The following is a 4,884-nucleotide window of genomic DNA, read 5'->3' as shown; positions in this document are numbered from 1 at the left end:
GTCCAACTTCCAGCCGGCGGCAAGCGTAGCCTGACGAACCATGTGATGAACGGGAGTCGCGGGCGCTGCTGTTTCCAGAGTTCACGATGTTTGGTCGCGACCCCGTTATCACCACCGTTCTGTCACTGAAACAACGAGGTACATGTGATTGATCTCGATCGCAGGTTAGCGCGGACAGTCACCAGACGCGCTCTATTTATGGCCGTCTTATTGCTGATCGGAGCGGTCACCGTGAGCATCTTCCACTACGACCAGACCACAAATACACAGGGGCTTACACCAATCGGGAAATTTGCTTGGGGCTTGGCTCAATTGGTACGGTACTCGCCATATGGCTTGTTACGCGATCCCAGATTTGGCGTTCAGGCGGCGGATGGCTTCGCGTGGCAACTTACATAATCGCGTATGCATACGGTCGAATGCTGTTCTCGGTTACACAAGAATGGTGGACGTCGTCAGACGCATCCTTTCGCTTTCCAGGAAATGAACTTGAAGACTACGCTAGACCCGTACTTGATTTACTGTCGATGCTGATGCTCTCCTGGCTGTTGACGCCTGTTGTCACCTTTGCTGCGATTGTCCTTACGAGCGCGGGTGAAGCCCCAAAACATACCGGCCGGTTTTCGATTTCTGGACTAATCGGGTTTGCAACGACGGCAGCAGTTGCGATCGCATGGATTCAATTTCTGACGTCGGATCTAGCACCGCAAACTTACTACAGTCATCTTTCTCACACGGATGCTATCAAGGAATGGATAGGGGCGTCTCTACCTTTTAAAATTCCACAAACTATTGCTGCTACAGTAATCCTGTTCGGGTTGACGAAACGCTGGTGGTCGGTGATACCGGCTTTTGTGGCTGCCATTGCATTGGATGGAATCGGGACCAGTATCGTCGCCAGTATTGCTGAGCAGGTGACAGGGCATCAGCAGGGCGGTATTCTAGGGGGATCAATAGTTGACCGATACCTTTACACGTTCGGGCGATCCATTACTGTTGTCTCTGCATTTTCAACTGCAAGACTGTTGGGTGTACGACCTACAGTTTGTTGCTACAAACCCCAAGACGACGCGACAGAACAATCGGATGCACGGGAGACCTCGGCGTCGTCGATCCTGAAATCAGAATCAACTCCTCGGTCGCCGTGATCCGGCCCGTTCGTCTTGCTACTTCACGTTCGTTGGTTCATTCATCTTCGAGTGCGGATCAGATCCGACGCCTGTCGTCGTGACTGAATTCGGGGCCATCGCTTCGTGACGCGACCTCTGTTTCCTGTTGATCGCTCTTGATGTCACGGTTTGATAGATCCTCTTCTCCAATCGGATGATGGCTTGGCGATTTGCAACGCAAGTTACTTTCGTCGTGCCGGATGACTCGCGTAGTGGCCCATCGATTGGCAACGGAACAGTAGTCGCCTGTTGATCGCACCTGATGTTGCGGTTTGGCCGTCGCGCCTGTCCCATCGCATAGACTCATGTACCGGCCCATCCAATGACGACGGAACCTCTGTCGCTTGTTGATCGCAATCGTAGTCACGGTTTAACATCGTAATCCCGCTTGACAATAAGGCCCATCACCACGCAGCGATTGCTACAATGGTTCTGGTCCGTCCAACTTCCAGCCGGCGGCAAACGTAGCCTGACGAACCATGTGATGAACGGGAGTCGCGGGCGCTGCTGTTTCCTGAGTTCACGATGTTTGGCCACGACCCCGTTATCACCAACGTTCGTCGACCTGTAGGCTTGGTTCTATCGCCGAATTTTCGGTTTTGCTAAGCAAATGATTCTGTGTTGCGCATCTAGTGCAGAGGTTTACATTGTTCCACCGGTGTTCCATGCACTCCCGATACTCTTCGAATGAAGAAAAATATGACGCGACCAATAGTTGCCCTGGGTTGTATTCTCTGTTCAGTGGGCTTATTTGGAGTTCAATCCTTCGCTGACGGGCTTTTGCAACGTTTACCTTCGAAGGGAGAGTGGGCGACCTTCCGCATGATTGAGGAGTGGCCGGGAGAACCGATGCGGAAGCTTGATGTAACTTTTAAAGCACTAGAAAGACAAACCGTTGACGGTATCGAATGCACGTGGGTCGAACTCGTTGTTGAAACCGTAGATAAACGCGCACGTCGAGGATTCCGATTTTTGGTACCAAACCAAGAATTGCGGATGGGGGATGATCCGCTTGGTAGTGCGAAAGAAGTGTGGGTCCGTGATCTCAACCAAAAGCCGCGATTAGACCCTAACTGGGGTGACTATCTGCCGCGCCTCATGCTCGTATGCCCGCCGCAGAATGATCAGCCCGATGCCAGTGACGAGAGCAAACAAGACGTTGTCGAAGCACCTGCTGCCCAACAGACGACGGTAATCGAAAAGGGGAAACACCGGTTCTACGGAGGTGCGATTACTATCGATACGACATTCCAATTCAATAGATCGGATACTGCACCGTTCGGTATTGCCCGAGCAACTGTAGCCGTCACTGAGCGAAAGAACTGTGATCTGGACAACCCGAAAGCTGTATGTGAGATAACGACTGGAAAGGTTGAATTTACCATGACGGTATCGGGCCGCGATGCTGAACCATTTGTCGACATTGATGACGTCCAAGACGACGAACAATGCCGTGCACCGAAGGACGGGAGTTGACGGTTTTGAAGTGGTTGGATTCTTGGCCCGTCCTCGGTGACGGCTGACGTTCTGCTTCATGGAATGTACCCTGATGTCTCGGCGAGTAGCGATAGAGTCATCGTTAATCGGGCCGCCACGGACTTCAATAGTGACGTCAAGTGAGCGCATCGCTGTGGAAACACAAGGACGCAACATCGGATCTGAGCGGTTCTTGTTCGCATTTTGCCTTGCCGGAAACAAACTGGTTCGCGGGTACGTATCAGGGAATGTTGGCATTTTGCGACTCGCCAGTGACGAAACCGCTCGGATCCTACCTAATCAACACTTGCCTAGGCTGCGATTACGCTATCGACAGCGATCCGTGTCTCTCGGTCACGTACGTCACAGATCATCCGATCTGCCAATAACGTGCTCACTGCTGCTTGGAGTATGTGGAACGGACTTTGTCCTGCGCGACGACGAAGGAGCCCGCCTTGCATTCTGGAGACGGTCAGGTCGGAGGGTGGACGTGTTGCTTTCCAGGTTGGCCACGTTCGCGTATATTGACTTGGTGTTAGCGACCGCGATCTACCTTGATGACGTCAAAGACTGAAGACAGTGCGAGGTTTTTGAAGTGGACAATCAATCGTCAGTCCTCGGTGATGGCTACCGTTCTGTCGCTCAGACAGCATCACATGTCTGCATATAAGTTCGAAACTCCCTACCCGTCACGAGTCAAAAGCGTCCAAATAACGCAGTATCCACGCGTAGCGGTCATTACCTTTGAACATGGCGATACGATCTATGAACTGCGTTGCGCAGACCCACGACCGGTCACGGCTGTTGTTGCGGCACTCGATGATTGCTATCAATTTCGCATCATGGACATTGGCGGACAATTGGAATTCGGGCGATACCGTGTGGAAGTCTGGGACGAAGACAACGATTTCGCGGAGTTCACGGTTGACTCATTTGAACAGATTCCGATCGATACAGCTTAAATTAAGTATGACGCGCGACAGAACAATGCCGTGAACCGAAGCGGCGAAGTCGGGCGGTTTTGAAATCGAAAATCTTTCGTCGCCGCTCGGTTACGGCGGACGTTCGTCGTGCTTGGTCACGCTGGTAGGTTCATCGATCTTTGAATTCGGATCAACGCACAAGCCGGATAGGGTGACCGCAGTCGGCCCGCTTCATGATGACGCGACCTTTGTTTCCTGTTGATCGCACTTGATGTCGCGGTTTGGTTAACGTTCCCAACTCCCAAAAATCGCCAACGTTGGATTGTAAACTCATACGTCTACTGCTTCGTCGCGGCGGAGTCTTCGAATTCCCCCAACTCGCCGGAATGATTAATCGATCGGATGTCGATTGAATCCGGCACCACGAGTCGCATGCACTATCGTGATCCCGGTCCGGACTGATTGATCGTCTCATGTTGCTAAGCGATTGTTACAATGGATCATGTCCGTCCAACTTCAAGCTGGCGACAACCGTAAATCGACGAACCAATCGATGCACGTGAGCCGCCGAGTTGGACTCATTGAAGTGGTGAGTCGTTCGCGGCGGCCACGTGATCGTTACCGTTCGTCGGATCAATTAGCGCCCTATGCCAATCACTCGTCAACACGCTTCGGATGCACTTGCACGATGGCAACCGGCGCCAGTCTTCCTTGACTCGTATCGGACAAAGCAACTCCCAGAGAATCTCGATATCTATTTTGGTCCACCGGAAGAGTTTTTCCTGTCACCAGACACGCAGATTCTCTATACCGCAGACCGGATCGTACCAATTCTCGACAACGGCAACTTCGATCTGGTGCTGTTTGACGACCCTGATGCAAATCAACTGATCTATCTGGCTCTGGAAGATCCGGACGAAGTTACGCGGTTTCGCAATTGGCAACAGTACCTAGCCCACTTGATGCTTGATATCGGCGAATCGTGTGATGATGACGATCGCATCAGACGCATTGCTGATTTGGTACAATTTCGGCACATAAACGAGCTGTTTGTGCTTTGGGAACGTGTCGGCGACTTGCCGTACGATCAGCATGAACAAGAATGTCGAGCGTTTGTCGAAACACTTGATTAACGCCCGACGAACCAAGCGATGGACACGGAGCCGCGGAGTCGTGTTTTTCTTCAGTGGATGATCGTTCGCCGCGGCCCGGTCATCGCAACCGTTCGCGATGCCATCCGACGCCCGGTGGTGAGGCCCACTGTTTTTTGCGATCTCTAGAATCGCTAACGGTTCATCGATGATCAATGGTTTTGT

Annotated in this window: 4 protein-coding genes; 3 read left to right on the top strand and 1 reads right to left on the bottom strand. The window is 52.2% G+C overall.

Annotated elements, in window-relative coordinates:
* Positions 1–383: 383 nt before the first annotated feature.
* The 3 genes from FYC48_RS27315 to FYC48_RS27305 all read left to right on the top strand — a co-directional run bounded on the left by FYC48_RS27315 (position 384) and on the right by FYC48_RS27305 (position 3,607).
* Positions 384–1,148 carry a hypothetical protein gene (locus FYC48_RS27315; protein ID WP_200836716.1) on the top strand — a complete coding sequence of 255 codons (765 nt, stop codon included), beginning with the start codon at positions 384–386 and terminating at the stop codon, positions 1,146–1,148.
* Between the two features lie 708 nt (positions 1,149–1,856).
* Positions 1,857–2,645 carry a hypothetical protein gene (locus FYC48_RS27310; RefSeq protein WP_149499991.1) on the top strand — a complete coding sequence of 263 codons (789 nt, stop codon included), beginning with the start codon at positions 1,857–1,859 and terminating at the stop codon, positions 2,643–2,645.
* A 557-nt stretch (positions 2,646–3,202) separates the two neighbouring features.
* On the top strand, positions 3,203–3,607 hold the full coding sequence (locus FYC48_RS27305) for a hypothetical protein (RefSeq protein ID WP_149499990.1): 405 nt from the start codon (positions 3,203–3,205) through the stop codon (positions 3,605–3,607).
* Between the two features lie 911 nt (positions 3,608–4,518).
* Here FYC48_RS27305 and FYC48_RS28575 read toward each other — a convergent pair.
* On the bottom strand, positions 4,519–4,884 hold a 366-nt coding region (locus FYC48_RS28575; RefSeq protein WP_235034465.1), incomplete at its 5' end, for a hypothetical protein.

The sequence above is a fragment of the Roseiconus lacunae genome (assembly GCF_008312935.1).
GTDB lineage: Bacteria > Planctomycetota > Planctomycetia > Pirellulales > Pirellulaceae > Stieleria > Stieleria lacunae.
The sequence above is the reverse complement of the archived record's forward strand: the minus strand, read 5'-3'. Positions and strand labels throughout refer to the sequence as shown.